Annotated in this window: 17 protein-coding genes; 11 read left to right on the top strand and 6 right to left on the bottom strand. The window is 65.1% G+C overall.

Going from position 1 to position 21,328, the window contains the following annotated elements:
• The 7 genes from MNBBLIKP_RS05595 to MNBBLIKP_RS05565 all read left to right on the top strand — a co-directional run.
• Positions 1–1,272: chemotaxis protein CheA (locus MNBBLIKP_RS05595; protein ID WP_140420532.1), on the top strand; the 1,272-nt coding region annotated here is incomplete at its 5' end.
• Positions 1,269–2,138, top strand: coding sequence for a CheR family methyltransferase (locus tag MNBBLIKP_RS05590; RefSeq protein ID WP_088308297.1), 870 nt, complete (start codon positions 1,269–1,271; stop codon positions 2,136–2,138). The genes MNBBLIKP_RS05595 and MNBBLIKP_RS05590, both read left to right, overlap by 4 nt.
• Positions 2,135–3,160, top strand: coding sequence for a protein-glutamate methylesterase/protein-glutamine glutaminase (locus MNBBLIKP_RS05585; protein WP_088308295.1), 1,026 nt, complete (start codon positions 2,135–2,137; stop codon positions 3,158–3,160). Before MNBBLIKP_RS05590 ends, MNBBLIKP_RS05585 begins: the two co-directional genes overlap by 4 nt.
• 4 nt (positions 3,161–3,164) lie before the next feature.
• The gene (locus MNBBLIKP_RS05580) at positions 3,165–3,719 is read left to right on the top strand and encodes a chemotaxis protein CheD (RefSeq protein WP_088308293.1); all 555 of its coding nucleotides are present in this window, start codon (positions 3,165–3,167) and stop codon (positions 3,717–3,719) included.
• Positions 3,720–3,738: 19 nt separating this feature from the next.
• Positions 3,739–4,110, top strand: a complete 372-nt coding sequence (locus MNBBLIKP_RS05575) for a response regulator (protein WP_088308291.1) — start codon at positions 3,739–3,741, stop codon at positions 4,108–4,110.
• 21 nt (positions 4,111–4,131) lie between these two features.
• Positions 4,132–4,572, top strand: a complete 441-nt coding sequence (locus MNBBLIKP_RS05570; protein ID WP_088308289.1) for a chemotaxis protein CheW — start codon at positions 4,132–4,134, stop codon at positions 4,570–4,572.
• Positions 4,573–4,576: 4 nt separating this feature from the next.
• Positions 4,577–4,837 (top strand): hypothetical protein, encoded by a 261-nt coding sequence (locus MNBBLIKP_RS05565; RefSeq protein ID WP_088308287.1) that lies wholly within the window; start codon positions 4,577–4,579, stop codon positions 4,835–4,837.
• A gap of 450 nt (positions 4,838–5,287) precedes the next feature.
• Here MNBBLIKP_RS05565 and MNBBLIKP_RS05560 read toward each other — a convergent pair whose 3' ends face one another.
• Complete coding sequence (locus MNBBLIKP_RS05560) at positions 5,288–5,740, bottom strand: hypothetical protein (RefSeq protein ID WP_140420531.1); 453 nt, start codon at positions 5,738–5,740, stop codon at positions 5,288–5,290.
• Positions 5,741–5,957: 217 nt separating this feature from the next.
• Positions 5,958–8,921 carry a TonB-dependent receptor gene (locus tag MNBBLIKP_RS05555; RefSeq protein WP_088308333.1) on the bottom strand — a complete coding sequence of 988 codons (2,964 nt, stop codon included), beginning with the start codon at positions 8,919–8,921 and terminating at the stop codon, positions 5,958–5,960.
• A 275-nt stretch (positions 8,922–9,196) separates the two neighbouring features.
• On the opposite strand from MNBBLIKP_RS05555, the gene MNBBLIKP_RS05550 reads away from it, so the two are divergent.
• From MNBBLIKP_RS05550 to MNBBLIKP_RS05535, 4 genes are all read left to right on the top strand, one after another.
• On the top strand, positions 9,197–10,360 hold the full coding sequence (locus MNBBLIKP_RS05550; RefSeq protein WP_088308283.1) for an aminotransferase: 1,164 nt from the start codon (positions 9,197–9,199) through the stop codon (positions 10,358–10,360).
• A gap of 221 nt (positions 10,361–10,581) precedes the next feature.
• Entirely contained in the window at positions 10,582–11,334 is a 753-nt protein-coding gene (locus MNBBLIKP_RS05545; RefSeq protein WP_088308281.1) for an HD domain-containing protein, read from the top strand.
• A gap of 291 nt (positions 11,335–11,625) precedes the next feature.
• Positions 11,626–14,397, top strand: coding sequence for a phosphoenolpyruvate carboxylase (locus MNBBLIKP_RS05540; protein ID WP_088308279.1), 2,772 nt, complete (start codon positions 11,626–11,628; stop codon positions 14,395–14,397).
• 31 nt (positions 14,398–14,428) lie between these two features.
• Entirely contained in the window at positions 14,429–15,112 is a 684-nt protein-coding gene (locus MNBBLIKP_RS05535) for a GDSL-type esterase/lipase family protein (protein WP_088308277.1), read from the top strand.
• Here MNBBLIKP_RS05535 and MNBBLIKP_RS05530 read toward each other — a convergent pair.
• Genes MNBBLIKP_RS05530 through MNBBLIKP_RS05515 form a run of 4 tightly spaced genes read right to left on the bottom strand, consistent with a single transcriptional unit; the run spans position 15,066 to position 21,290 of the window.
• On the bottom strand, positions 15,066–16,337 hold the full coding sequence (locus tag MNBBLIKP_RS05530) for an MFS transporter (protein WP_254912923.1): 1,272 nt from the start codon (positions 16,335–16,337) through the stop codon (positions 15,066–15,068). The two genes, MNBBLIKP_RS05535 and MNBBLIKP_RS05530, sit on opposite strands and share 47 nt — an antisense overlap.
• Positions 16,334–17,767 (bottom strand): glycoside hydrolase family 30 protein, encoded by a 1,434-nt coding sequence (locus MNBBLIKP_RS05525; protein WP_217896655.1) that lies wholly within the window; start codon positions 17,765–17,767, stop codon positions 16,334–16,336. Before MNBBLIKP_RS05525 ends, MNBBLIKP_RS05530 begins: the two co-directional genes overlap by 4 nt.
• Entirely contained in the window at positions 17,764–19,269 is a 1,506-nt protein-coding gene (locus tag MNBBLIKP_RS05520) for a tryptophan halogenase family protein (RefSeq protein WP_088308275.1), read from the bottom strand. Before MNBBLIKP_RS05520 ends, MNBBLIKP_RS05525 begins: the two co-directional genes overlap by 4 nt.
• Before the next feature lie 47 nt (positions 19,270–19,316).
• A complete protein-coding gene (locus MNBBLIKP_RS05515) occupies positions 19,317–21,290 on the bottom strand; it encodes a glycoside hydrolase family 3 protein (RefSeq protein WP_140420528.1) in 1,974 nt (657 codons plus the stop codon).
• Positions 21,291–21,328 lie beyond the last annotated feature (38 nt).

The raw sequence follows: 21,328 nt of genomic DNA, 5'->3' as shown, positions 1-21,328 counted from the left end.
GCCGCCGCCACCCCGGCGGCCGCCGCGCCCGCACCGGGCACGCCCGCGCCTGCTGCTGCTCCGGCTGAAAAGTCCGTCGCCGCCGCCGCGCCGGGTCCCTCGATCCGGATCGACCTCGCCAAACTGGACCGGCTGATTGATACGGTGGGCGAAGTGGTGATTGCCCAGGCGATGCTGGCCCAGCGCCTGACCAGCGAGGGTCTGTCCGGGATCGAGGAGCTGGCATTGCTCGAATCGCTCACCCGCGACATCCAGGAAAGCGCCATGGCGATCCGCGCCCAGCCGATCGGTTCGGTGTTCAGCCGGGTCCCCCGGATCCTGCGCGAACTGGCCAGTTCAACCGGCAAGCATGTCAAGCTTGACCTGGTCGGTGAAGGCACCGAACTCGACAAGACCGTGATCGAACGGCTGGGTGAACCGCTTACCCACCTGATTCGCAACGCGGTCGATCACGGGATCGAACCGGCCGAGGAACGGCTGGCCAGCGGCAAGAATTCTGAAGGCACCCTGACGCTTTCGGCTGAACACCGTTCGGGCCGGATCCTGATCAAGATCGCCGATGACGGACGCGGGATCGACCGTGACCGGGTGTTTGCCAAAGCGGTCGAGAAGGGACTGGTCGCGGCCGATGCGCCGCTTTCCAAGGAAGAGATCGATCACCTGATCTTCGCCCCCGGCTTTTCCACCGCCGCCACCGTATCCAGCATTTCCGGACGCGGGGTGGGCATGGATGTGGTGCGCCAGAACGTGAAGGAGCTGGGCGGCCGGATCACGATCGAAAGCGAACCCGGCAAAGGCACGACCTTTACCCTGACGCTGCCACTTACTCTGGCCATATCCGACGGGATGATCGTATCGGTGGGTGAACAGACGCTGGTCGTCCCGCTGGCCCACGTGGTCGAAAGCCTGCGCCCCGGACCGGGCGAAGTGCGCGGGCTGGGAGCGAACCGCCACATGCTGAACGTGCGCGGCAAATTCATCCCGGTGCTGCCCCTGCACAACCTGCTGGGTTCCGGCCAGGCGGTGCAGGATCCCGATCAGGGCGTGCTGATCGTGGTCGATACCGAAAGTTCCGGGCAGGCCGCCTTGCTGGTCGATACGATCAGCGACCAGCGCCAGTTCGTGATCAAGAGCCTCGATACCCATTACCGCGCGGTAGAAGGTGTGGCCGGGGCGACGATCCTGGGCGATGGCCAGGTGGCCTTGATCCTTGACGTTGATGGGCTGGTCACCCGCGCGCTGACCACGCCCAACCTGGCCGAGGCGGCATGAGCATCGCCAACGCCTTTTCCTCCAGCCTGCCGGGGATCAGCCCGGAGGTCTATGGCCCGGCCGATTTCAAGGCGGTGAGCAATATTGTTCACGCTCATGCCGGGATTGTCCTGCCCCAGGGCAAGGCGATGCTGGTCTATTCGCGGCTGGCCCCGCTGGTCCGCGAGGCCGGGGTCGGCACCTTTGCCGCCTTTGTCGAACAGATGCGGGTGGACGAAGCGCAGCGGATGCGCGCGATCAAGGCGCTGACCACCAACCACACTTTCTTCTACCGCGAAGCCCACCATTTCGAGCATCTGGCCGCCGTGGCCCGTCCCGAACTGGTCAGCGCGCTGGAGCGCGGCGAGAAAGTCCGGATCTGGTCGGCGGGCTGTTCCAGCGGCGAGGAGACCTGGTCGCTGCTGATGACTCTGCTCGGGCCGGACCGCCCCGCAGGCGCCGTGCTGGCCAAGCGCAACCTGCGCGTACTGGCATCAGACCTCGCGACCCACGCCCTGACCAAGGCACGCGCGGCGACTTATGGCGTGAGCGAGATCGAACCGGTCCCCGAACCGCTGCGTCGGGCCTGGGCCCAGGTGCAGGGCGGCGAGGCCGTGATCGGCGATCTGGTCCGCGATCTGGTCCGCTTCCGCGAGCTCAACCTGCTGCAGGACTGGCCGATGCGCGGCCGGTTTGATGTGATCTTTTGCCGCAACGTGATGATCTATTTCGACAATCCGACCAAGGAACGGCTGGTCGAACGCTTTGCCGAAATGCTGCGTCCCGGCGGCTATCTGTACATCGGCCACAGCGAGCGCGTGACCGGGCCTGCCGCCCGGCTGCTCGCTCCGGTCGGTCCCACCATCTACCAGCGGAGTGCGCGATGACTATTCGGGTTCTGATCATCGACGATTCGGCCACCATGCGCGCGATCCTGATGTCGCGGCTGGCCGAAGAGCCGGATATTCGCGTGATCGGCACGGCGGCCAACGCCGCCGAAGGGCGCGAACTGATGCGGGCGATGAACCCCGATGTGGTCACGCTCGACGTCGAAATGCCGGGGATGAACGGGCTCGATTTCCTGGAAAAGATCATGAAGCTGCGCCCCACTCCGGTGATCGTGGTGTCCGGATCGACCCAGGAAGGGACCGAGGCGACGGCCCGCGCGCTCGCGCTGGGGGCGGTCGATTGCTATGCCAAGTCTGACCGCACCGGCGGCCTGCCGCTCAACGATCAGGGCAAGCTGGCCAGCCTGATCCGCGAAGCCGCCCGGGTACGCTTTTCCGATCGCTGGCCGATTTCCCCCAAAGTCACCAATGAAGCGCGCGCCTCGATCGGGGGCGATACGCGGATGATCGCGATCGGGGCATCGACCGGCGGGGTTGAAGCCCTGCAGATCCTGCTGCGCGGCTTTCCCGAGGATTGCCCGCCAACCCTGATCGTCCAGCACGTCAACGCCCGCTTCGCGCCGGCCATTGCCAAGACGCTTGACCTGGCCTGCCCGGCCAAGGTTGTCCTGGCGGAAAGCGACATGCCGCTGCGCGCGGGCCATGTCTATCTGGCACCGGGCGGTGACCGGCACCTGACCGTGGGCGGATCAGGCGCGCATTATGCCAAACTGCGCCAGGGTGATCCGGTGTCGGGTCACATTCCCAGCGTGGACGTGATGTTCGATTCGGTTGCCGATGCAGTCGGGGCCCGCGCGGTTGGTGTGCTGCTGACCGGGATGGGCAGCGACGGCGCGAGAGGCCTGCTCGCCATGGCCCGGGCCGGCGCCTGGACAATCGCCCAGGACGAGGCAACCTGCACCGTCTTTGGCATGCCGCGCGCCGCGATCTCGCTGGGCGCCGCCGGGATCGTCGCCCCGATCGACAAGATCGCCTACCACGCGTTCCGCAAGGCGGCCTGACCCGATGCTGCATCAGCCCACCCTGTCTGCCAAACCGATCACCCGCATCACCGTGATGCAGGGCCAGGCCTTGGTCAGCGCGGGCCCGCGGGTGGAATTGACCACCGTGCTGGGCAGCTGCGTTTCCACCTGCCTGTTCGATCCCGAAATCGAACTGGGCGGGATGAACCACTTCCTGCTGGCCGAACCCCATTCCAGCCAGAAAGCGGCCGAAGTGGACGAGCATTACGGCGTCTATCTGATGGAAGTGCTGATCAACCAGATGTTGGCCCACGGCGCCAGCAAGACCCGGTTGCGTGCGCATCTCTATGGCGGCGCGAACCTGCATGCCAACATGGCACGGATTGGCAGCGCCAATGCCGAATTCGCCCGAACCTTCCTGCAGCATGAGCGGATCCCGCTGATCAAGGAAGACCTGGGCGGCACCAATGCCCGGCGGGTCGATTTTCGTCCGGCGAGCGGCCAGGTCCGTTGCCGCATGGTCGAAAACGATATGGCCCCTGCCCCCCAACCGATCCACCGACCCAGCGCCGCCAGCGGCGAAGTCGAACTGTTCTGACCCGAGAGCGAGACCAGCGATGTCCAAGCCAACCCGCATTCTTACCGTCGATGACAGCGCCTCGATGCGCGCGCTGCTCAATCATGCGCTCAGCACCCAGGGGTTCGACGTGGCCCAGGCCGACGACGGCATTTCCGCGCTCGAATGGCTCGCGCTTAATGAGGTCGACGTGGTGATCACCGATATCAACATGCCGCGGCTTGATGGCTTTGGTTTGATCGAACGGCTGCGCGCCGGCAGCCGCCACCGCGATCGCCCGATCCTGGTCCTGACCACCGAAAGTTCCGACGAGAAGAAGGCCCGCGCCCGTGCCGCCGGGGCGACCGGCTGGATCGTCAAACCGTTCGACGCCGAAAAGCTGGTCGCCGCCGTGCGCCGCGTCACCCACTGATTGCCCAAGGAGAACCAAGCAATGTCCCGCGAACTCATCACCTTCGAAGTGGCCGGTCAGGTCTTTGCGCTCGACATCATGGCGATCCGCGAGATCCGCGCCTGGACCCCCGTTACCAAGCTGCCCCGCGTCCCCGCACATGTTGCAGGCGTGGTCAATTTGCGCGGCACGGTGCTGCCGGTGGTCGATCTGGCTGCACGGCTGGGCTGGCCAGCGACCGAGGCGACCAGCCGCCATGCGATCATTGTTACGCAGCTGGGCGGGCAGATCAGTGGCTGGATCGTTGAATCGGTCAGCGACATCGTCACCCTGCCGCAGGATTCGCTCCAGCCTGCACCCAGCACCGGGGCCGAAAGCGTGGTCCAGTTCCTCGAAGGGCTGGCCGCAATCGATGACCATATGGTCCAGGTGCTCAGCCTTGCCGCGCTCAGCGCTGGCGAGGAACTGGCCGAAGCGGCCTGAGCCGGTGTCCGACGAAGCGGTCCATGCCGCTACCATCCAGCGCGCCGCCGCGATCCTGGCCGAACTGGGCCACGAGATCGAGCGGCTGGGTGCCGAACTGTGCGCCGATCCCGCTTTTGTCGAACGCCACCTGACCGCGCTGCAATCGATCGACCTGATTGCCCAGCAGCAGCACGCAATCGCAGCCTTGCTGCAGGCTGATTGCGCCGCGAGCGGGGTGGAACGGATCGGATTGCAGGATTTGCAGCAGCGGCTGCGGAGCTGAGCCTGGGGTCAGGACCTACTAACCGCGCCTTCGAGGCGGCAGAATGGCGAACATATCGGACGCAAATTCCCGCCGGGAAGGCTGGTGGCCTTTCCAAGGGGATTTGTGTCCGAGATGGAAGCCATTCTGCCGTCCCGCAGGGATTTGGCCAGAATGGCCCAGCGCTTCGTCAGGAAGTCTTGAAATATCGACATATTCCCGGGCCTTCCTTCCTGGCCCTGAGCCATTCTGACTCAAACCTCGAAGGCGCGGTTAACAGGTCTTGACCCTAAGGATTCGCACTTAACCGGCTGCTAGCGCCGGGCTAACCATGACAGGCTATTCAGGGCCTGCGCGGGGCAACCCTGCGCCAATCAAGTCCTGGAAGGAAGGCACGTACCAAGACACTGTCCCGTTTGAAGGTGCCCCGGCCACCGTCCCGTCCCGGCTGGGGTGCCTTCTTTTTCAGGGTCAGTTGAGCCGCGCCCCCGCAGCAGGACCGATCGCCGCCTGGTGCCCATCCAGCTTGAGCGCGGGACCAGCCAGCGCCGCTGCCATGGCCCCGATCAGCGCTGTGGCCAGACAGTCCCCTTCAGCGCTGGCTTCACCGGTAAGCCCTTCAAACACAACGGTTGCCATCGGGCATCCGCCCGGCGCCTGCGAGATCAGCAGGCCCGCGCGTCCTTCGAGCAAGGCCAGAGCAGCACTGCTCGCCCCGCCCGCGCCGATCAGGCGGAGCAAGGCAGCACGATCGGGGAGCCCGGCAAAGCGCCGTCCCCATTCCCCCGGAGCCCCGGCCAGCAGGCCATGCGCAGCCATGATCTGTTCGTCCGCTTCGCTAGTAGCGGCACTGGCACAGGCAAAGGCCAGTTCGGCCATCCGGTCCTGCCAGGTATTGAGTGTTGCTGCGGGGAAATCCGCCATTTTGTCCATCCGTGCTGACCCGTTGCCGCGATTGGAACGCGGGGGCGGAGTGAGTCAACCGCCTTGCGATGGACCATGCTCCATTCCGGAACAGTCGCTGCGCGGCAACAGCGCGGCCACTGTGAACGCCGCCATTGTGAAACAAGCGGGGCCCCGGGCTTGTCGCCCGGAGCCCCGCCCGTTCAGCATCCCTCCCAGGAGTGCTTAAGTCAGACGCTTAGAACTTCACCCCGGCCGTGATGCCATAACGGCGCGGTTCAAGCGTGAAGATGTTGGTGTAGTTACCCGAGGACTGGTCGGTCACGTAGAGACCGGTGATCGAGTCCTTGTCGAACAGGTTCTGCACCCAGGCGCGGGCATACCACTTCTTGTCCGGCCCATCGAGCTGCAGCTGAGCGTTCACCTGGGTGAAGCTCGGGATCTCGTTGACCGTGCCGTTGAAGATGTTGCCGAACGACTTGCCGGTGTAGATGAAGTCCGCACGCGGGGTCAGGGTCATGTCACCACCCAGCGGAGCAGCGTACTGCACGCCCGCCGAGAACTTGTAGTCCGGCGCACCGGGCAACTTGTTGTTCTTGATGTTGACCGGGATCCCCGAGGAGAACACCGTCACGCCGCCAAACGACGCTGCACCCAACGTCGGCGCGAGGGCACTGAGCACCGCGCAGACGCTGAAGGCACCGGTCGAAGCCAGACCACTGCCAGTCGGGAAAGCCGTGGTCGGCCGCAGACCCGCACCCGCCTTGAGCGGCGCGGCAAGCCCGGCGTTGATGATCGTGTTGACCTGATTGACGAACCCGTTGGCCCCCGCAGCGTTGCCGGCCGTGTTCGGCGCGACGGCGCAGTTGGCACCGTTGGTCAGATCCTTGATGATCACCGAATCCGCCCGGCCACCGCCGAAGTCACGCGGGTTGGCAAGCATCTTGTCCTGCGAAACCTTGGCGTTGAGGTAGCTGGCGTTCATGTTGATCGACAGCTCACGGCTCGGACGGAAGACCGCTTCGGCTTCCAGACCATAGATCGTCGCGCTGACGTTGTCGTTGACCGAGGTACGGGCAACGATGCGCGACAGCTGGAGATCCTTGTACTTGTAGTAGAAGCCGGTCAGGTTCAGCTGCATCGGGCCGAAGTTGTTCTTCGAGCCCATTTCAAAGGCATCGACGAATTCCGGCTTGAAGCTTTCCGGAACCGAGAAGACCGGCGACAGCGGCGGGTTGATACCGCCCGACTTGTAGCCCCGCGAGTACGAGAAGTAGAGCAGGTTGTCCGGCGTGATCTGATAATCGAGCACGGCACGGCCAGTCCACTCGCTGAACTTCACCTTGCGGGTCTGGAACAGCTGATTGCCCGCCGTGCCGGCATCGGCATCATACGACCCGATGAACGGCGAAGCATAGGCATTGGTCGAGCTGAACGGCGCCAGGAAGCTGGCCAGCGTGGTGCGAGCCGTGATGTCCTTTTCGTCGTTGTTGTAGCGCAGACCAAGGGTCAGCTTCATTTTGTCGTTGAACTGGTAATAGGCTTCGCCGAAGATCCCGTGGCTCTTGACGACAATGTCGTCAGAGTTGTTGCGATAGGTCGGGGTGGCCAGATAGCTCGGCGGCAGGCTGTTCGAGAACGAAGTGAACGCCCCGACCAGACCGGTGAAGTAGTCAATCCCGAACGAGTCCACGTAGTAGCTGTTCTCGGTCAGGTGCAGCTTGGCATAGATGCCGCCGATCAGGAAGTTGAACGGCCCGTCAAACTTTGAAGACAGAATGGCTTCCGTGCTCCAGCTCGACTGGTTCTGGTTCGAACGGTCAAAGTCCAGCGGCGAGCTGCCGCAGACCTTGTGTCCGCCAAACGCGCCGGTGCCGGTTTCTTCCGGCAGCGAGGTGCACAGTGCGCCGTTCGGGCCATTGGGCATCAGCGCGGCGGCAATCGGCGCGAAATAGGCCGAGGACCCGGGCACGAAGGCCGGTGAGGCAATGCCGGTCGGGATGCCATTTGCAGCAAACACGGCCAGGGTGTTCAGCGCAGTAGCAAAGCCAGCGCGGTTCTGGACCGAGTTGTTGTAATCCTGGCTCGAATCCAGATCGACCTTCTGCCAGTTCCCACCAAGCTTGAGCGAGAAGTTCTCACCCAGTTCCTGATCGATGCTGCCCTGGACGATCCATTCCTGGGTGTAATAGCTGGGATTGGTGTCGGTATCGACCGTGCGGTAATCGGCCGGATTGACCACGCCGGCATAGGGATCGGCACCATAGATGCTGCCAAGCGCCAGTGCGGTGGGCAGACCCTGGGTCGCGAAGAATTCGCGGCTGGTCAGCACGCCGACAAAGGTGGTGTTGGCATTGGTGGTTTCAAACGGACGCCCGCCGTTGAGGCAGCCCATCACGCCGGTCGGGTCGCGTTGGCACAGCTGCTTCTGGATGCGCATGCGGCTGTCGCGTTCATGGAAGTACTGGGCCATCACGTCGATGGTAGTGCCAGTGCCGGGTTCGATCCGCAGCGAGCCGCGCAGACCGTACATGTCGCGGTCATCGATCCGCGAATTGTCATAGAGGTTCTTGGTGTAACCGTCGCGGTTCAGATAGAAGCCCGAGAGGCGCACGCCGATCGCATCGCTGAGCGGGGCATTGACCATGCCCTTGAACTTGACGCCGTTATAGTTGCCATATTCGGCTTCCGCGCTGGCGCCCATGCCCGACAGGTCAGGCCGTGCGGTGCGGAAGTTGACCACGCCCGAGGTGGCGTTGCGGCCGAACAGGGTGCCCTGCGGCCCGCGCAGCACTTCGACCTGGGAAAGGTCGTAGAATTCACCTTCGAACAGGCGAGTGCCGAACAGCGGCGCGTCGTTCAGGTGGATCGCGGTCGCGCTGTCGCAGGTCACGCCGACGCAGAGGTCACCGATCCCGCGGATCGTGAAGCTGGCCGAAGTGAAGTTGGTCTTGGTGAAAGTGACGTTCGGCAGCGTGAGCTGAAGGTCCGACGTGTTCTTGATCTGCTGCTTTTCCAGCGCTTCGCTATTGAAAGCCGAAACGGCGATCGGCACGTCCTGCAGGCGCTGATTGGTGCGCTGTGCGGTAACGATGATTTCGGTGCCGTCGCTGTTGTCTTCGGCAGCCTTGTCCTGCGCATAGGCAGGAAACGCGATTGCGCCGGCGCATGCACCGGCAAGCAGGGTCAATTTCACCCTCATCAGCCCACTCTCCTCATTGGCCCGTCCCTTTACCGGGCGGTTGCGCATACGAATAGAACACCATGGGAGCCGCTTGACAACCCGTTTTAATCGATCCCTTAGTTTCCCTGCTTTCCGTAACGTAATGGCCACAGTGGGTCGTGCGAAAGCCGCAGGAATGCGGCAGTTGGGCAACAATCGCACCCCGTTTCTGCCGCTGCCGGTCGCTGACCGGCGGGATGATTCTGCCCCGGTGTGCTTGACGCGGGCGCCGGGCACGGGCGAGTGTGCCGGAAATGACCCAGCGCGATGACCTGCCCCGATTGACCACCACCGTGTTCGAGCGGATGTCCCGCCTGTCGGCAGAGCTTGGCGCGATCAACCTGGGCCAGGGCTTTCCCGACATGCCCGAACCCGCCGAGCTGGTTGAAGCCGCCTGCCGCGCGCTCAGGGATCAGTCCAACCAGTACCCGCCGATGCGCGGCCTGCCCGCGTTGCGCGGGGCCGTGGCGGATTACTATGCGCTGCACCAAGGGCTTGGCATCAGCGCGGACGAAGTCATGGTCACCTCCGGCGCGACCGAGGCACTGGCCAGCGCGATCCTGGCCGTGGTCCGTCCGGGCGACGAGGTGGTGCTGATCCAGCCGCTTTATGACGCTTACCTGCCGCTGGTTCAGCGCGCGGGCGGCACGGTCAGACTGGTCAGCCTGACGCCTCCGCACTGGACGCTGGACCTGGCCGCGCTGGAAGCCGCGATTGGCCCGCGCACCCGCGCGATCGTCCTCAACAGCCCCAACAACCCGGCGGGCGCCCTGCTTGACCGCGCCGCGCTGGAAGGGATCGGTGCGCTGGCAGAGCGCCACAACCTTTATGTGATCTCGGATGAGGTGTGGGAGGGGATGACCTTTGGCAGTGCGCCTTTCACGTCGACCCTGGCAATCCCGAGCCTGCGGGGGCGGACCTTCAAGATCGGGTCGGCGGGCAAGCTGTTTTCGATGACCGGGTGGAAAGTCGGCTGGATCGTCGCCGCCCCGCGCTTGCTGGCAGCAGCGGCGCAGCAGCACCAGTTCCTGACCTTTACCACCGCCACTCCGCTGCAATGGGCCGCCGCCGAAGGGCTGGCCCTGCCAGCCCAGTGGCACCAGTCCCACCGCGCCCGCTATGCAGCAGCGCGCGAACGGCTGGTTGCCGGCCTGACCGCCGCCGGCTTTGTCCTGCTGCCGGCCGACGGCACCTGGTTCGTGGTGGTCGATCTCGCCACATCGGGCCTGCCCGCCACGGATGACGTCGCGCTGGCCGAACAGCTGCTGCGCGAGGCCGGGGTCGCCGCGATCCCGGTCAGCGCCTTCTATGCCGAGCGGCCCGAGCAAGGCTATCTGCGGCTGTGCTTTGCCAAGACCGATGCGACCCTGGACGAGGCCGTGGCCCGGCTGACTGCCTATCGCGCCACGGGCGGGTGAAAGTCACAAAGGTCACAAAGGTCACAAAGGTCACAAAGGTCACAAAAGTCACGCGGAATCGCTGTTTTGCACTGTGTGACCTTTGTGACCTTTGCCTTCCTTGAAGTCGACAAATATCTGTATTTTACAATCTGATAATCACACCATACCAGATTACGCCCGTGTAGGAAAATCGTTCCTGCAATTGCGCGGCGGCGCGCGGGGTGGCAAGGCTGGCCCCCATGTGCGGACACCCTGACCATGGCGACCATCCCTTTCCCCAGGCCGGGCGGGAGCGGCTGATCCTGTCCAGCCCGATCGGCTGGATCGGCACCGGCGCGCCAGACCCGGAACCCGATGTGCTGGACCGCCTGAAAGACAACGCGGTGATGATGATGGGCGATAATCCCGCCCTGCCGCGCATGCCCCAACGCCCCACGCTGATGGATTTCTTCCGCTGCCGGTTCGGCGATTTCACCGTCCGCCACCTGCTCGGCAGCGCCAAGCGCGCGCTGGACGGCGGGCACAGCGATACCGTGGTGATGGCCTGCCTGCTGCATGACATTTCCAACGGCTGCCTGGTCCGCCCCGATCACGGATACTGGAGCGCGCAGATCGTCGCCCCCTATGTCAGCGAGGAAGTGGCCTGGGCAATCAAGTACCACCAGGCGCTGCGCTATCTTCCCGATCCCGAAGCGGGTTACGATTACCCCGGCAATTATGACTGGTTCTTTGGCGCCGAATACCGCGATCAACTGCCCGAATATCTCCGCCGCGACATGGCAGTGGCCCGCAACCACAAATGGTACATGACCAGCCGCACCGTGACGATCAACGACATCTACTTCTTCGAAGACATGACCCCGGTCGATCCCGAAATCTTCACCGACATCATCGCCCGCAATTTCCGCCAGCCGGAAGCAGGGCTGGGCCACGATGACAGCCCCAGCGCCCATATGTGGCGCACGATGATCTGGCCGAACAACTTCTTGTGAGGGGGTGGGGCGGCCTCTCACCAACCCCCCACCCGCCTGTCACCCTGAACTTGTTTCAGGGTCCATTTCGCCCCCGAGCCTGGTGGTCGGTGACAAGGCCATGCGGCGGCCCATGCGCGTCTTCGGCAACTGCGGGGATGTGGCCAGATGGACCCTGAAACAAGTTCAGGGTGACGAAGGTGGCACGGCTGCGCACACCCACCCCCACAATCGTATTCGCATCAACCCCTATGGTGCAGCGCAGCAGCGAGTGATAGCCCGGCGCATTCCATGCCCCCGCAGGAGCCGCGCATGAGCAGAATTGCCGAACTCGACGCCCGTCTGGAAGAACTCCACGCCCGCACGCGCGAAACGCCGTTGTTCAATCCGGTGTTCCAGCTGGGGCTGGAACTGTCGCGGCAGATCGAAAGTGGCGAGCTGGATTTTGCCCAGCTGGAAAATCTGGTGGCCGAGCTGGAGTGCGAGGGGCTGACGGCACGGGCCGGGCGGCTTTCCGGGCTGGTCGCGCCGCTCGATCCGGCCGAAAACCTGACCCGGATCGATGCCTGCGCGGCGGCGGACAGCTTTGATGCCTTCGCCGCCAAATGGGGCAAGCCGCTGGTCCATGTGGTATTCACCGGCCACCCGACCTTCCTGCTGACCCGGACCCAGTCCGCAGCCGTCGCCCAGACCGTGACCGACCAGTCGATGCAGAGCGGTTCGGCCTGCATTGCCCCCCATGCGCGCGATACGATCACGCTGGACAGCGAGCACCAGCAGGCCATGGCCGCGATTGCCCGCGGCGCGGCGGCGCGCGATGCGATCAATGCCCGGCTGTTTGCCGCCGCGCGCAAGGCCTGGCCGGAGCGCTGGCGCGAACTGGCACCCCTGCCGCTGCGCTTTGCCAGCTGGGTCGGCTATGACATGGACGGGCGGACCGACATTTCGTGGTCCACTTCGCTGCGCTATCGCCTGTCCGAAAAGGCCGAGCGGCTGGCTGGCTATGCCGCCACACTGCGCGCCGCCGCGCCTGATCTGGCCGATCAGCTGAACCGTGCCGCCTTGCGCGCCGCCGAAATGGCCGCACTGTTCGCTGCGGACCTTGGCGAGCCGGCCGCGCTATCCGCCGCCGCCAATGCGCTGACCGCTGCCCATCCTGACAAGCTGACCAGCCTGGCAGGGGTAATCGCCGAACTGGAAGCGCGCGCAGCGCAAGCGGAAGATGCCGCCGCCGAAGTACTGCTGATCGCCGCTGCGGCGATGCGCGCCGACGGGCTGGGGATGGGCTGGATCCATTTCCGCGTGAACTCATCGCAACTGCAAAACGCGATCCGCCGCCGGATCGATCCCGATGGCACGCTGGATCTGGCCAGTCAGGCCGCGCTGGTGCGGATGCGCGAATTGCTGGCCGAAGTGCGCCCGCTGCGCAGCAATTTTGCCGCGCTGGGGATCGAAAACAGCACCGCCGTGCGCCAGTTCCTGGCCATGGCGCAGATCCTGCACCATGTGGACAGCGACGCGCCGATCCGCATGCTGGTGGCCGAATGCGAACAGCCGACCACCATGCTTGCCGCGCTCTATTTCGCACGGCTGTTCGGGATCGCGGACAAAGTCGACGTATCGCCCTTGTTCGAAACCGAAAGCGCGCTGGAACATGGCGGGCGGTTCCTCGACGCGCTGCTCGCCGAACCGGCCTATCGCGACTATGCCAAGGTGCGCGGGCGGGTGGCGATCCAGACCGGGTTTTCCGACGCCGGGCGGTTCGTCGGGCAGATCCCCGCTGCCCTCGCGATCGAGCGACTGCAAGGGCGTTTGTCAGAAGCGATGGCCGCCAATGGCCTGACCGATCTGGCCGCGCTGGTGTTCAACACCCATGGCGAAAGCATGGGGCGCGGGGCGCATCCCGGCAGTTTCGAGGACCGGCTGGCCTGGCCGCTTTCCCCGTGGTCGCGGCGGCGGTTTGTCCGCGCCGGGATCCGGCTTGAGCCCGAGGTGAGTTTTCAGGGCGGCGATGGCTATCTGTTCTTTGGCACGCCCGAACTGGCGCTGGCCACGCTGACCCGCTTTGCGGAACTGGCCCCGGCCGAGACCGACGCGCAAGCGCCGACCGATCCGTTCTATCGCCGCACGGACCTTTCCCTCGATTTCTACCGCGCGATCCGGCGGTTTCAGCAGGCCCAGCTGGTCAGCCAGACCTATAGCCGCGCGGTTACGGCATTCGGGCTGGGCATGCTCAACGACACGGGCAGCCGCAAGAGCCGCCGCCAGAGCGATCTGGCCGCCGACCGCCAGATGAGCCTGCGCCAGATCCGCGCGATCCCGCACAATGCGGTGCTGCAGCAGCTGGGCTATCCGGTCAACGTGATCGGCGGGTTCGGCAGCGCGGCGGAAGGGAACTATGAAGAAATCGCCGCCCTGTTGCGCGGCTCTGCGCGCGGGCGGCAGCTGGTGCGGCTGGTGCGCAGCGCCAATGCGCTGGCCAGCATCAAGACGGTCGCGGCCTTCGGAGAACTGTTCAATTCCGCCTATTGGGCCAGCCGTCCCTATCGCGGGGACGAACAGGAAGTGTCCGATGCCTGCCTGGCGCTGGCCGAATACCTCACCACCGATGACCGCGCCGGGGTGTTCCGCCGCCTCGCCTCGCGCCTGCGCGTCGATGCGCTCAAGCTGCACCGGCTGCTGGCGCTGATCCCGGACGAGGCCCCGCTGGAAGGGCGCGAGCATACACGCCGCCAGCTGGGAGTGCTTCAGGCGCTGCGGCTGGCCCTGCTGCAGCACATGTTCCTGCGCGCGGTCTCCGTCCCCAAGTTCAGCCGCGCCAATGACATCGCGCGTGAGGACGTGCTGGAGATGGTCTTTACCCTGCGGATCGATGAAGCACTGGCCCAGCTGCGCCGCGCCTTCCCGGTCAGCTTCCCGCAGATCGGGGACTTCACCGTGGACGAGCCGAGCGACTATCCCGATGACGCCGCGACCGGTTACAGCGCGATCCACGCCCGCTTCATCGATCCGATCGAGCGCGCCAACACGCTGGCCCTGCGGATCAGCACGGCGATCGCCAACCAGTTTGGCGCGCACGGTTGATGCCGGGGCGGCATGGGGGCATGGTGGGGGGATGAAACGCCTGCTCCTCCTCGCCGCCGCCCTGCTCGCCTCCCCGCTTGCCGCCGCCGACGCGCCGCCACGCTTTGCCGAGGAGCTTTATGTCTTCAAGGTCGAGGATGAGAGCTTGCCGCCACCGCCATGCGCCACGCTGTTCGTGGGCAGTTCCAGCATCCGGTTCTGGTTCAACCTGAAGCAGGACTTCACCTTTCCGCTGGTCCGGCGCGGGTTTGGCGGATCGACCATTGCCGATGTCAACGCAAACTTTGACCGGCTGGTGGCGCAATACCGCCCCAGCCGGATCGTGTTCTATGCCGGTGAGAATGACCTGGCATCAGGTGCGACGCCCGATCAGGCCCAGGCCCGGTTTGCCGAATTCATGGCCCGCAAGGACGCGGCGCTGGGGGCAACGCCGGTGTGGTTCCTTGCCGCCAAGCCATCGCCCAGCCGGTGGGACCAGTTTGCGGCTCAGAGCGCTTTCAACGCCGGGGTTGCCCGGCTGGCCCGCGAACGGCGCGATCTGGCCTATGTCGATGTGGTGACGCCAATGCTCAAGGACGGGAAGCCGCAGGATGCGCTGTATATTTCGGACCGGCTGCACATGACGGCGGCAGGCTATGCGATCTGGCGCAAGGTGCTGACTGGCGGATTCAAAGCGGCAAAGCTGACCCGCGCCCCGGGCTGCGCAGCGCGCTGAGCGCAAAACAGGCGATTGCCGCATAGGCCAGGGCGGGCACGCTGAAGGCCAGCGACAGGCTGGTGCTGTCGGCAATCAGCCCGACCAGCAACGGGATCAGCCCGCCCCCCGCGATCGCCAGGCAAAGCAGGCCCGAGGTGGAGCTTTGCGTTACCCCGGCGCGTTCCAGCGTGATCGTGAAGATCGTCGGGAACATGATCGAATTGAACAGCCCCACCGCCAAGGCGGCATAGCCGGCGACGGCCCCCTGCCCGCCCAGCGCCAGCAGGCACAGCGCGGCGGCGCACAGCGCGTTGATCGCCAGCAGGCGCGGCGCGGGCACCCGGGTCAGCAAGGCCGCGCCAATGAACCGCCCGACCAGCGCTCCGCCCCAGTAAAGGTTGGCGAGCAATTCCCCGCCGCGCTCGAACGGCAGGTTCAGCACGCCGGGCTGGTGCAGGAAATTGATCATCACGCTGCCGATCGAAACCTCTGCCCCGACATAGAGCCCGATCGCCACAGCCCCAGCCACGGCCCAGCGCGAATGGAGCGCCGCGAAGACCGAGCTTTGCGGCGCGGGTGCGATCCCCGCCGCAGCAGCCGTGATCCGCGCGCGCTGCAGCCACAGGAAAGCCAGCAAGGCCAGCAGCAGCACGGTCATAACCCCATAGGCATAGCTTACCGCGCCCAGCGCCTCGGTCCGGTCCGCCGCGCTGGCCAGTCCGCCGGGGTGGGCCACCATGGCCCGGTCCCCCAGCATGATTCGCGATCCGAAATGGGCCCCCATGACCACCCCCAGCGAATTGAACGCCTGCGCCAAGCTGAGCCGGAAATGGCTGGTCTGCGCGGGGCCAAGTGCGGCCGCGAGCGGATTGGCGGCGACTTGCAGCATGTTGACCCCCACCGCCAGCACGAACAGCGCCAGCAGGATCGCGCCATAGCTATGCCACGGCAGCACCACGCGCAGCAGCAGGCAGGCGCCGATCATGGTCAGCAAGGCCAGCAGGATCGCCCGCAGCAGCCCCAACCGTTCGCTGAGCCAGGCCGCCGGCAGCGACATCAGCCCGAAGGCGACAAAACTGACCAGTTGCACCGCCAGACCCTGGGTATAGCCAAGGCCAAATGCCGCGCGCAGGGTGACGATCAGGGGATCGTTGTTCGAACTGATGAAGCCCCAGACGAAGAACAGCGTGGTGACCGAAACAAACGCCCCGCTCAATCCCAGGCCGCGCAACCACGCAGTCACAGTTTGCTGGCTGCGGCGGGCCAGATCAGGGTCATGATTTCTCCGGCGGGCATCGTCAGTGACCATGCCCTGTCGCCCAGGCTGATGGCAAGCCTTTGCTCTGCCTTGCCCCCATTGCGCGCGAGCAGGACCAGCGAGCCATCACGGTTGCGGAACGCGGCATGGCTGATCCCCGCCAGCTGGTCCCCGCTGTCGATCCGCACCGCGCCGCGGCGGACGAACCGGCTGGCATGGCCCAGCACATAGTATTCCAGGTTACGGGTCACTGTGCCGGTGGCAGGATCGATGGTCACCACGCCCCGGCAATCCCCGCACCCGCCAAGGTGCGGCCCGTGCGCGGGATCGAGCGCGAGGTTCCACAGGATCGTGCCCTTCGATCCGGCGCGAACCGGGGCCACAATCAGATTGTCGAACATCCAGCCCATCGCCTCACCCCAATTGGGCGACCATTCCCCGCCGGAACATTCGGAAAAGAACACCTGCTTGCCTGGATGCGCGGCGCGCACTTGACCCATAACTCTGGGATCGCCGCCATAGCAGTGCCACGCCACACCGGCGACATAAGGCGCCGCCGCGGGATCGGCCAACACCGCCAGTGGCTCTTCAGGATGGTCCCAATTGTGGTCCCATTCAAGGATTTCGGTCCCGCTGCCCGCCAAAGCCGGACCCAGCGCAGTGGCGACAAAGGCTGCGCGATCGGCCGGGGTCATCCGCATGCCGGGATAGTTTTCGGGCTCGAACTGCGGCTCATTCTGCACCGAGACATAGCGCACCGGCAGTCCGGCACGGCGCATTTCCGACAGATAGCGGGTGAAATAGGCCGCATAGGCTCCATAGGCATCGCGCCGCAGGCGGCCCTTGATCAGGCTCTGGCTGTCTTTCATCCAGGCCGGTGCGCTCCACGGGCTGGCCATCAGCACCAGGCCGGGATTGACCCGCTTTGCTGCCTGCAATGCCGGGATTTGAAAGCGCTGCGGTTCGGCCATGGAGAAGTGCGTCAGATCAGGGTCGGACTGCCCCGGCGGCACATCATCGAGGCTGTAATGCCGGGCCGAAAAGTCCGAAGCTCCGATCGGCACCCGCAGGAAATTGAGGCCCAGCCCCTGCCGTCCGAACAGCTCTGCAAACAGCGCCTTGCGCTGCGCGGGGCTGAGCGCGGTCTGGAACAATTGCGCAGAGGCATCGGTCATCGCCGCGCCGAACCCGACCATGGTCTGGTCGGTCTTGCCCGGATCGAGCGTCAGAACCGCACCCGCAGCATCGCCGGGGGCCAGGTCTGCCTGCCGTTCCAGCTTGCGCGCGCCATCCATGCTGCTGGCCCAGACCTGCGCCTTCGGCCCCATTCCCGGCACATGCGCGCAGGCCGCCAGCGCCAATGCCAGCAGCAGCGCGGCCAGCGCGCGGGTAAACGGGGCGGGGGAAGGCATCATGCCGCCGGGGCGGGGCAGGTCTTGGCGACATATTCGGCGTGGCTTGGCATCACCTTGACGCATTTGCCGATCACTGCCGCGATGTTGCTGAGGTACTGGGCGATCTGCGCGTCGCTCTTGATATCGACCAGCGGATCGTACCCGCGCGGCACCCAGCCCTGCCCCAGGAACACCTGGATCCAGCTTTCCTCGGCGAACAGTTCCTCATCCTCACGGAAGATGCGCCCGTTGGCCATCCACAGATCGACCTTGCGCTGCAAGGTGTCGGGCACATCCATGGTCCGGCAATAGTCCCAGAACGGCGTATCGTCCCGCTCGGTCGCCTTGTAGTGCAGAATGATGAAATCGCGGATCCGTTCGTATTCGAAATCGGTCTGACGGTTGAATTCGGCAATGGTCGCGGCGTCGAAACCGGCGTCGGGCAGCAGCCGGACCATGCGGATGATCCCGGCCTGAACCAGATGCAGGCTGGTCGATTCCAGCGGCTCCAGAAAGCCCCCCGCCAGCCCGACCGCGACACAGTTCTTGTGCCACAGTTCCTTGCGCTTGCCGGCCTTGAAATCGACCTTGAACGGATCGGCACGCGGCGCACCGTCCAGATTGGATAGCAGTATCCGCTCGGCCTCGGCATCGTCCATGAACCTGCTGGAAAACACGTGCCCGTTGCCGGTGCGGTGCTGCAAGGGAATGCGCCACTGCCAGCCCGCGCCGTGTGCGGTGGAGCGGGTGTAGGGGGTGAAGTTTTCCGAGCGCTCGCACGGCACAGCAATCGCCCGGTCGCACGGCAGCCAGTGCGACCAGTCCTCGAACGGGACCCCCAGCGCCTGATTGATGAACAGCCCGCGAAAGCCCGAGCAATCGACGAACAGATCGGCCTTGATCACTTCGCCATCTTGCATCGTCACGCTGTCGATGAACCCGTCATCGGGGCGCAAGGTGACGTCCGTGATCTTGCCCTCGCGCCGCCGCACGCCGCGTTCCTGGGCATAGGCGGACAGGAACCGTGCGAACAGCGCCGCATCGAAATGGAACGCGTGGCCGATCTCGCTAAGCGGACTATCCCCCATCTGGGTCTGCGCGCGCAGGAACTTGTTTTCCAGCGCCGCAGCGGTGTTGATCGAATAGGCGGCGAAATCATCGGCGCGGCCTTGCTGGTGGGCTTTCAGCCAGTAATGGTGCATCCGCAGCCATTCCCAGTCCTGCCCGATCACCCCGAACCCGTGGATATAGCTGGAACCCTGCTTCCACCAGTCAACGAACTGGATCCCCAGTTTGAAGCTGGCCTGGGTGCGGGCGATGAATTCATCCTCGTCCAGCCCCAGCAGTTCGGTGTACTTCTTGATCGCGGGGATCGTCGCTTCGCCCACGCCGATGGTGCCGATCTGATCGCTTTCGACCAGCACGATCTCGTACAGGCCCTGGAACAGCCGCGCGAGCAAGGCCGCAGTCATCCAGCCGGACGATCCGCCCCCCGCGATGAGAATTTTCCTGATCGGCGTCATCGCCCCGGCTCCCTCAAACCCGTTCGCCACTGTTCCACGCGTCCCCGTCAGGGGCAAGCGGGAACAATGGGGGCTTCGGCCAGTCTGCCTGTCGCGACCCGATGGGCATAGGACAGGCCGAAGCCCCGCGCGAACAGCCGCTCGCCAATCGGCTCACTGCCTGATGGGCAGGCGGTGTTGGGCCAGGCGACTGGCAGGCGGCCGTGAAAATCGAGACCCTGCCGACCCGCGATGAGATCGGCGAGAGCCCCAGCCTCGCTGCCTGGGAGGAAGGCGGCAACGAAAGCATCGGAACGGTTGATCAGGTCGGTTGAATAGGTGGCCCGGCCCGAATAGAGCACCGAGACCACCGGAGTGCCCTGCCCCGCTACACGGGCCAGCAATGCAGCCTGATCGGGATAGAGCACCGAATGGGCCAGCGGCGCGGGCCAGCGCACATCGCCTTTCATTTCGGCATAGGGGCGTTCGCCCATCACGGCGATCACGGCATCGTACTTGCCCGCCGCGAACAGGCTGCCATCGGCCGAATAGGCCACCTGATCCGCGCCATAGACCCGCTTCAGGCCGCCCAGCAGCGTTTCGCCCAGCGGATAGTCGGCATTGTCGGTTTCATCGCCCTGCCAGGTCATTGACCAGCCGCCCGACTGTGCGGGGAAGCTGTCCGCCCCCGCGCCGACCACCAGAATCCGCTTGCCGGGTGCCAGCGGCAGCACGGCATTGTCATTCTTGAACAGAACCGCGCTTTTCCGCACGGCTTCCTGGGCCAGCGCGCGGGCATCAAGATGCGCGGTATCGCCGGTCAGTTTGCCTGCGCTGGTCGGACGTTCCAGCAGCCCCATGCGCAGCTTGACGCGCAAGATCCGGCTGACCGCATCGTCGATCCGCGCCATCGGCACACGCCCTTCGCGCACGTCCGCCACTGCCTTGGCGATGAAGCTTTTCCAGTTGTCGGGAACCATGAACAGATCGACCCCGGCGTTGAACGCGGCGGGGCAGTGATCGCGCTCGCACCCGGTGACCTGCTCGATCGCGTTCCAGTCGGACACGACCAGCCCGTCGAACTTGAGCCGGTCCTTGAGCACGCCGGTTACCAGCGCGCGGTTGCCGTGCATCTTGCCCTGCACCTGCGCCCCGTCACGTGCCCAGGAATTGTAGCTGACCATTACGGTCTGCGCCCCGGCATCGAGCGCTGCGTAGTACCCCGCGCCGTGCAGCGATGCGAGGGTTACTTCGCCAGAGCGGTTTTCGCCCTGATCGATCCCGCGCCAGGTGCCGCCATCGCCGACGAAATGCTTGGCCGAGGCAAGCACATCGCCGTCGCCGTTCAGCTTGCCCTGCAGCCCGCGCACCAGCGCCGATCCCAGGCGTGAAACCAACGCCGGATCACTGCTGTACCCTTCATAGGACCGCCCCCAGCGTTGGTTCTGGACCACTGCCAGAGTCGGGGCAAAGGCCCAGCCGATCCCGGTGGCGCGGACCTGACGCGCGGTGGCGCGTCCGATCCGTTCGACCAGATCGGGATCATTTGTCGCCCCCAGCCCGATGTTCTGGGGGAATGTGGTGGCGCCATAGATGTTATTGTGGCCGTGGACCGCATCCACGCCCCAGATCACCGGCACCTTGATCTTCATGTCGGTGCTCAGCGAGGCCTGTTCATAAGCCTTGGCCAGCTTGACCCAGTCGGCCACGCTGGCGTGCTTGTTTCCACCCGGCCAGCCGCCGCCGCCGTTAAGCACCGAGCCGATGGCATAGTGCCGCACTTCGTCCGGAGTGACCGACAGGATGCTGGGCTGGGTCATCTGCCCGATCTTCTGTTCCAGCGTCATGCCGGACAGGATCTGGCGGATCCGCGCTTCGATCCGGGGATCGGGCCGCGGGGCCGCGCGCGGTTTCCACGCGGCGATCGTGCGCGCTTCATCCGTGTTCCAGCGCGGGGCAGCCACCGGGCGGGCGACCAGCGCCGATCCGGTTGCGGTCAGTAGCAGCAAGGAAAGCAGGGCTGGCCTGTTAAACTTCGTCAATTCCGGTCAGCCTTTGATCGTGTCGTTTTCGTATCCAG

It is taken from the genome of Novosphingobium sp. B 225, from assembly GCF_002198665.1.
GTDB lineage: Bacteria > Pseudomonadota > Alphaproteobacteria > Sphingomonadales > Sphingomonadaceae > Novosphingobium.
The sequence above is the reverse complement of the archived record's forward strand: the minus strand, read 5'-3'. Positions and strand labels throughout refer to the sequence as shown.

Excerpts from the sequence above, each read along its gene's own strand:
- MNBBLIKP_RS05570 (WP_088308289.1), top strand. The coding sequence starts at position 4,132 with ATGTCCCGCGAACTCATCACCTTCGAAGTGGCCGGTCAGGTCTTTGCG.
- MNBBLIKP_RS05535 (WP_088308277.1), top strand. The coding sequence starts at position 14,429 with ATGAAACGCCTGCTCCTCCTCGCCGCCGCCCTGCTCGCCTCCCCGCTT.
- MNBBLIKP_RS05580 (WP_088308293.1), top strand. The coding sequence starts at position 3,165 with ATGCTGCATCAGCCCACCCTGTCTGCCAAACCGATCACCCGCATCACC.
- MNBBLIKP_RS05545 (WP_088308281.1), top strand. The coding sequence starts at position 10,582 with ATGTGCGGACACCCTGACCATGGCGACCATCCCTTTCCCCAGGCCGGG.
- MNBBLIKP_RS05555 (WP_088308333.1), bottom strand. The coding sequence starts at position 8,921 with ATGAGGGTGAAATTGACCCTGCTTGCCGGTGCATGCGCCGGCGCAATC.
- MNBBLIKP_RS05540 (WP_088308279.1), top strand. The coding sequence starts at position 11,626 with ATGAGCAGAATTGCCGAACTCGACGCCCGTCTGGAAGAACTCCACGCC.
- MNBBLIKP_RS05550 (WP_088308283.1), top strand. The coding sequence starts at position 9,197 with ATGACCCAGCGCGATGACCTGCCCCGATTGACCACCACCGTGTTCGAG.
- MNBBLIKP_RS05575 (WP_088308291.1), top strand. The coding sequence starts at position 3,739 with ATGTCCAAGCCAACCCGCATTCTTACCGTCGATGACAGCGCCTCGATG.
- MNBBLIKP_RS05520 (WP_088308275.1), bottom strand. The coding sequence starts at position 19,269 with ATGACGCCGATCAGGAAAATTCTCATCGCGGGGGGCGGATCGTCCGGC.
- MNBBLIKP_RS05585 (WP_088308295.1), top strand. The coding sequence starts at position 2,135 with ATGACTATTCGGGTTCTGATCATCGACGATTCGGCCACCATGCGCGCG.
- MNBBLIKP_RS05560 (WP_140420531.1), bottom strand. The coding sequence starts at position 5,740 with ATGGCGGATTTCCCCGCAGCAACACTCAATACCTGGCAGGACCGGATG.
- MNBBLIKP_RS05525 (WP_217896655.1), bottom strand. The coding sequence starts at position 17,767 with ATGATGCCTTCCCCCGCCCCGTTTACCCGCGCGCTGGCCGCGCTGCTG.
- MNBBLIKP_RS05590 (WP_088308297.1), top strand. The coding sequence starts at position 1,269 with ATGAGCATCGCCAACGCCTTTTCCTCCAGCCTGCCGGGGATCAGCCCG.